We start from the raw sequence: 6,018 nt of genomic DNA, 5'->3' as shown, positions 1-6,018 counted from the left end.
GCTACACGCCGCGCCCGCGTCCGGGCCGCGACGTGCCCGATACCGGCCAGCAGCCTGGCGGCAACCGCCCGCCGGTCGCGAACGCCACCCAGCCGCAGGCGCCGTCGGTGAACACGCCGGAGCGCCGCCATCCGATGCCGGTGAACCAGGACGGCGAATCGCGGGGCCGTCCGCGGGGTGACCGCGGCGAGCGGCCTGCGCCGGTCGGCGGCCAGCCGCAACTGCAGCCGCGCCCGGTGCCCCAGCAGCAGCAACCGGTGCAACCGCAGGTGCAGCATCCGGCCGCGCCCCAGGTGCAGCAACCGCAGGCGCCGCAGCGTCCGCAGCCGCAGGCACCGCAGCARCCCCAGCAGCCGCCGCGTGTGCCCGAGGTGCGCGCGCCTCAGCAGGCGCAACCACGCCAGGAGCAGCCGCGCGTCGAGCAGCGGCAGGAGCGCCAGGACCGACCCGAGCGCCGCAACGAGCGCGAGAGCAACCGCTGAGGGTCAGCCCAAGAGTGGTTTCAGGCCTGCCCAGACGTTGTCCAGCATCGTCGGGTGGGCCTTCGCGATCGGATGGATGCGGTCGGGTTGGAACATCGTGTCGGCCTGCGGCGAATCGGCCACGCCCTTCAGCAGGAAGGGCACGAGGGCGGTGTCCTCCGTCTTGGCGACCTGGGCGAACAGCGCCGCGAAGTCGGCGCCGTACTGCCGCCCGTAGTTCGGCGGCACCTGCATCCCGACCACCAGCACCTTGGCGCCGGCCTGCTTGGCGGCGCGCACCATCGCGAGCAGGTTGTCGCGCGTCATCGCGAGCGGCAGGCCGCGCAGCGCATCGTTGCCGCCGAGCTCGATCACGACGATGCCCGGCTGGTGCTGCTTCAGCAGCGCCGGCAGGCGCGAACGGCCACCGGAGGTGGTGTCGCCGCTGATGCTCGCATTGACGACGGTCGCGGCGATCCTGTCGCGCACGAAGCGCTCGCCGAGCAAGGCGACCCAGCCTTCGCCGCGCTGCAGGCCGTACTCGGCCGACAGGCTGTCGCCGAGCACCAGCACGCGGCGCGGCGCGGCGGCCTGAACCCCCGGCAGTGCGCTCGCCGTGGCAAGCAAGGTACAGTGAACCAGCAACGCGCGTCGCGTGAGCCGTCTACCTGCAGAAGCATTCATGTCCGAATCCATCATTTCCGTCGAGCGCGTCACCAAGCAGGTGCAGGACTCGACCGGTGTGCTGACCATTCTCCACGAGATCGAGTTCGCGCTCGCCGCGCGGCAATCGGCCGCCATCGTCGGTGCGTCCGGCTCGGGCAAGAGCACCTTGCTGTCGATCATCGCGGGCTTGGACACGCCGAGCACCGGAACGGTTCGCCTGGCCGGCCACGATCTTTTCGCGCTCGGCGAGGATGCGCGCGCCGCGGTGCGGGCTGCGCAACTCGGCTTCGTGTTCCAGAGCTTCCAGCTGCTGGGCAACCTGAATGCGCTCGAGAACGTGATGCTGCCGCTGGAGCTGCAGGGCCGCAGCGATGCGCGGGCCCTGGCCACCGAGATGCTGCGCCGCGTGGGCTTGAGCGAGCGGCTGTCGCACTACCCGAAGGTGTTGTCGGGCGGCGAGCAGCAGCGCGTGGCGCTGGCGCGCGCCTTCGTCGTGAAGCCGGCGGTGCTGCTGGCCGACGAGCCCACCGGCAGCCTCGATTTCGCGACCGGCGAGAAGGTGATGGAGCTGATGTTCGAGCTGAACCGCGAATCGGGCACGACGCTGGTGCTCGTCACGCACGACCGCGGCATCGCGGCGCGTTGCGACAGGCAGTTGCACATCGAGGCGGGACGGCTCGACCTCACGGCCTAGAGCTTGCGCAGCATCGCGACGATGTCGTTTCTGTCGTGATGGGCCCGGCGCGTCAATCCACCTTCACGGTGCGCAGCCGCAGCGCGTTGCCGATGACGCTCACCGACGACAGCGCCATCGCGGCGGCGGCCACCACCGGGGACAGCAGCAGCCCGGAGAACGGGTACAGCACGCCCGCGGCCAGCGGGATGCCGGCCACGTTGTAGGCAAACGAAAGGAACAGGTTCTGCCGGATGTTGCGCATCGTCGCGCGCGACAGCGTGCGGGCGCGCACGATGCCCATCAGGTCGCCCTTCAGCAGCGTGATGCCCGAACTCTCCATCGCCACGTCGGTGCCGGTGCCCATCGCGATGCCGACCTCGGCCGCCGCCAGCGCCGGTGCATCGTTGACGCCGTCACCGGCCATCGCGACGATGCGCCCTTCCGATTGCAGGCGCTGCACCACCTTGGCCTTGTCCTCTGGAAACACTTCGGCCACCACCTCGTCGATGCCGAGCCGGCGGGCCACGGCCTCGGCCGTCGTCTTGCCGTCGCCGGTCAGCATCACGATTCGCACCCCCGCCGTCCGAAGCGCCTGCAACGCGGCCGGCGTGCTGGCCTTGATGGGGTCGGCAATGGCCACGAAGCCCGCCAGCCGCCCCGCGAGTGCCACGAAGATGACGGTGGCCGATTGCGCACGCTGGAGCTCCGCGGCGCCGTCCAGCGGCGTGGCGTCGACGCCGTGCTCGGCCAGGAACTTCGCGCTGCCGCACACCACCGGCTGCCCGTCCACCGTCCCCAGCACGCCCTTGCCGACCGGCGAATCGAAGTCGCTCACCGGCAGCAGGTCCAGCCGGCGCTCCTGCGCCGCGTTGACGATGGCCTGCGCCAGCGGGTGTTCGCTGGCCCGCTCCACGCTGGCCAGCTTCTGCAGCACCTCGTCGACGCCGGCCCCCGGGGCGGGCTCGATGTGGACCACCGTGGGGCGGCCTTCGGTCAGCGTGCCGGTCTTGTCGACGACCAGCGTGTCCACCTTCTCCATGCGTTCCAGCGCCTGCGCGTCGCGGATCAGCACGCCGTGCTGGGCGCCGCGGCCGACGCCCACCATGATGGACATCGGCGTGGCCAGGCCGAGCGCACACGGACACGCGATGATGAGCACGGCCACCGCGGTGACGAGCGCATAGCTGAACGCCGGCGACGGCCCCAGCAGCAGCCAGGCAACGAACGTGAGCCCGGCCACCAGGATGACGGCCGGCACGAACCAGCCGGCCACCTGGTCGGCCATGCGCTGGATCGGCGCGCGGCTGCGCTGTGCGGCCGCGACCATGTGCACGATCTGCGAGAGCAGCGTGTCGGCGCCGACCTTGTCGGCCCGCATCACGAAGCCACCGCTCTGGTTCAGCGTGCCGGCGGTCGCCTTGGACCCGGGCGCCTTGGTCACCGGCATGGATTCGCCGGTGACCATGGATTCGTCCACCGTCCCCGAACCCTCGGTGAGCTCGCCGTCGACCGCCACCTTCTCTCCGGGCCTGACCCGCAGCAGGTCGCCTGCCACGATGGCGTCGATGCGGACCGCCTCGTCGCTGCCGTCGGCGCGCACCCGGACGGCGGTCTTCGGCGCGAGGTTCAGCAAGGCCTTGATGGCGCCGGAGGTCTTCTCGCGCGCGCGCAGCTCGAGCACCTGGCCCAGCAGGACCAGCACGGTGATGACGGCGGCGGCTTCGAAGTAGACCGGCACGGCCCCGTCCTCGAGCCGCAGCGCGGCCGGGAACAGCGCCGGCGCCACGGTGCCGGCGATGCTGTAGACCCAGGCCGCGCCCGTCCCCAGCGCGATGAGGGTGAACATGTTGAGGCTGCGGTTGCGCAGCGAGGCCACGCCGCGCGCGAAGAACGGCCAGCCCGCCCACAGCACGACCGGCGTGCCCAGCAGCAGCTGCACCCGGTTCGAGGCCTGCTGGGCGATCAGGTGATGGAGGTCGAACAGGTGTCCGCCCATCTCCAGCGCGAACACCGGCAGCGTCAGCGCCAGCCCGACCCACAGGCGCCGCGTCATGTCGCGCAGCTCGGGGCTCTCGCCGTTGTCGGCGCTGGCCACGACCGGCTCCAGCGTCATGCCGCACAGGGGGCAGCTGCCCGGGCCCATCTGGCGCACCTGCGGGTGCATCGGGCAGGTGTACTCGACCTGGCCGGGGTCACCGGCCGTGGGCTTTCGCGCCGCCTCGGGTGGCGTGGGGGCCGCAGGGTGGTGTGCGTGGTCGTGAGCCGTGTCGCCGGCAGGGTGCATGGCGCTCTCCTGTTCTGGCTCGCAGTGTCGACCCTCCGATGATGGGAAAGTCAAGCGCTTCGTCATCGAAGCAAGGTCGGCTGCGAATGCCAGCGCGGTGGCCCCGGCGGCGCGTCGCGAGAGGTCGGGAATGAACCGCGAAATGAAAAAGGGCGCCCGCAGGCGCCCTTCGTCGAAAGCCGATCGGCCTCAGTTCGCGGTCGAGAACTTGTAGTCCGTCTTCGACTTCGCGCGGATCTCGTCGCGGAACTTCGCGAGCTTCTGCTGGCCCAGGGCCTGCAGGATCTGCGGCTTCACTTCTTCGATCGACGGGACCTGCGCATCGCGCGTGTCTTCCAGCTTGATGATGTGGTAGCCGAATTGCGACTTCACCGGCTCCTGCGTCATCTCGCCCTTCTTCAGCTTGATCATCGCCTGCGAGAACTCGGGCACGTACGAACCGGGGTTGGCCCAGTCGAGGTCGCCGCCGTTCTCACCCGATCCCGGGTCCTTCGAATTCTTCTTCGCCAGGTCCTCGAACTTCGCGCCGCCCTTGATCTGCGCGATCAGGGCCTTCGCGTCTTCTTCCTTCTCGACCAGGATGTGGCGGGCGTGGTACTCGGTGCCGGCCGAACGGGCCTTGAACTTGTCGTACTCGGCCTGCACGTCGGCGTCGAGCACCGGGTTCTTCTTCTGGAAGTCGCTGAACAGCTCGCGGATCAGGATGCTCTGGCGGGCCAGCTCGAGCTGCTGCTTGTAGTCGGTGCTGTTGGTCAGGCCGCGCTTCTCGGCTTCCTGCATGAACATCTCGCGCAGCACGACTTCGTCGCGCACCTGCGCTTCGAGTTCGGCCGTGCGCGGCTGGGCGCCTTGCGGGCCGGGCTTGGTGGCTTGCACCATCAGCGCTTCGACGCGCGACTTCGGCACGGGCTTGCCGTTGACGATCGCCACGTTCTGGGCCATCGCCGCCGGCACGAGCAGGGCAGCACTGATCACCAGCATCGAGGCGTGGCGGGCAAGGGTCGACTTCTTCATGGGCTTATGGCCTTTCAACGGGGAATCGGATGGGTGCGCTATCGGGCTTGACGATCGGGGTCGCATATCGGGGTCGCAAATCGGGGGGGGGCTGCCGTGGGGCCACTGAGGGCCACCGTCACGTCTTCGGATCAGCGTTCACCCGGTGCGCGGGCCTCGATGGCAAGGGCGTGGATGCCGCGCGGAATCAAGGTTCGCAGGGCATCATATACGAGGCGGTGCCGCTTCAGACGTGACAGATCGTTGAACTGCGCGCTCACCACCTGCACGCTGAAATGCCGCCCCTCGCRCGCGCCGGCATGGCCGGCATGCAGGTGGCTGTCGTCGGTGATCGCGAGGCTTTCAGGCTGCAGGGCCTCGCGCAGCGCGGCCTCGATCTCGTGCGAACTGACGGACATGCTCAACCGCGCTCCTTCGTGGGTTCCGGGGCCGGATCGGCTGGCGGCGCGGCCTTGTCCTCATCGGGCAGGTGACGGCTCAGGTAGACGCCCTGGCCCAGCACGAACGCCAGCATCAGCCCGGTCGCGCCGAACACCTTGAAGGTGGCCCAGGTCGATTGCGTGAAGCTGTAGGCCACGTAGAGATTCAGCAGGCCCATCAGCCCGAAGAATGCGACCCATGCGAAATTCAGCCGCTGCCAGACGGCCGCCGGCAGCACCAGTTGCTCGCCCATCAGCTTCTGCGGGATGTTCTTGCCCAGCACGCTCTGGCTGAACCAGAACGCGAAGCCCATCACCCAGTACAGCACGCTGGGTTTCCACATGATGAAGGTGGCGTTGTGGAACCAGATCGTCGCACCGCCCAGCACCACCACCAGGGCCAGCGTGACCCACAGCATCGTGTGCACCTTGCGGCGCATCAGCTTCAGCGTGAGCACCTGCAGCAAGGTGGCGGCGATCACCACCAGCGTGGCCAGC

General features: G+C 69.4%; 6 protein-coding genes and 1 pseudogene. 2 read left to right on the top strand and 5 right to left on the bottom strand.

Going from position 1 to position 6,018, the window contains the following annotated elements; all coding sequences use genetic code 11:
- Positions 1-482 (top strand): annotated as a pseudogene (locus AC1DXV_RS30220) (hypothetical protein); the annotation flags it as partial.
- Between the two features lie 3 nt (positions 483-485).
- On the opposite strand, the gene AC1DXV_RS30215 reads toward AC1DXV_RS30220, so the two are convergent.
- Positions 486-1,145 (bottom strand): arylesterase, encoded by a 660-nt coding sequence (locus tag AC1DXV_RS30215; protein WP_477866647.1) that lies wholly within the window; start codon positions 1,143-1,145, stop codon positions 486-488.
- On the opposite strand from AC1DXV_RS30215, the gene AC1DXV_RS30210 reads away from it, so the two are divergent.
- Positions 1,144-1,821, top strand: coding sequence for an ABC transporter ATP-binding protein (locus AC1DXV_RS30210; protein WP_477866645.1), 678 nt, complete (start codon positions 1,144-1,146; stop codon positions 1,819-1,821). The two genes, AC1DXV_RS30215 and AC1DXV_RS30210, sit on opposite strands and share 2 nt — an antisense overlap.
- A gap of 52 nt (positions 1,822-1,873) precedes the next feature.
- On the opposite strand, the gene AC1DXV_RS30205 is transcribed toward AC1DXV_RS30210, so the two are convergent.
- The 4 genes from AC1DXV_RS30205 to AC1DXV_RS30190 all read right to left on the bottom strand — a co-directional run.
- On the bottom strand, positions 1,874-4,087 hold the full coding sequence (locus tag AC1DXV_RS30205) for a copper-transporting P-type ATPase (protein ID WP_477937138.1): 2,214 nt from the start codon (positions 4,085-4,087) through the stop codon (positions 1,874-1,876).
- A 189-nt stretch (positions 4,088-4,276) separates the two neighbouring features.
- The gene (locus tag AC1DXV_RS30200) at positions 4,277-5,101 is read right to left on the bottom strand and encodes a peptidylprolyl isomerase (protein ID WP_477866641.1); all 825 of its coding nucleotides are present in this window, start codon (positions 5,099-5,101) and stop codon (positions 4,277-4,279) included.
- Between the two features lie 131 nt (positions 5,102-5,232).
- The gene (locus AC1DXV_RS30195; protein WP_477937140.1) at positions 5,233-5,499 is read right to left on the bottom strand and encodes a BolA family protein; all 267 of its coding nucleotides are present in this window, start codon (positions 5,497-5,499) and stop codon (positions 5,233-5,235) included.
- A gap of 2 nt (positions 5,500-5,501) precedes the next feature.
- On the bottom strand, positions 5,502-6,018 hold a 517-nt coding region (locus AC1DXV_RS30190; protein WP_477937136.1), incomplete at its 5' end, for a septation protein A.

The organism is Rhizobacter sp. P3_C12, from assembly GCF_056402735.1.
This window is presented reverse-complemented; position numbering and strand designations above follow the sequence as displayed.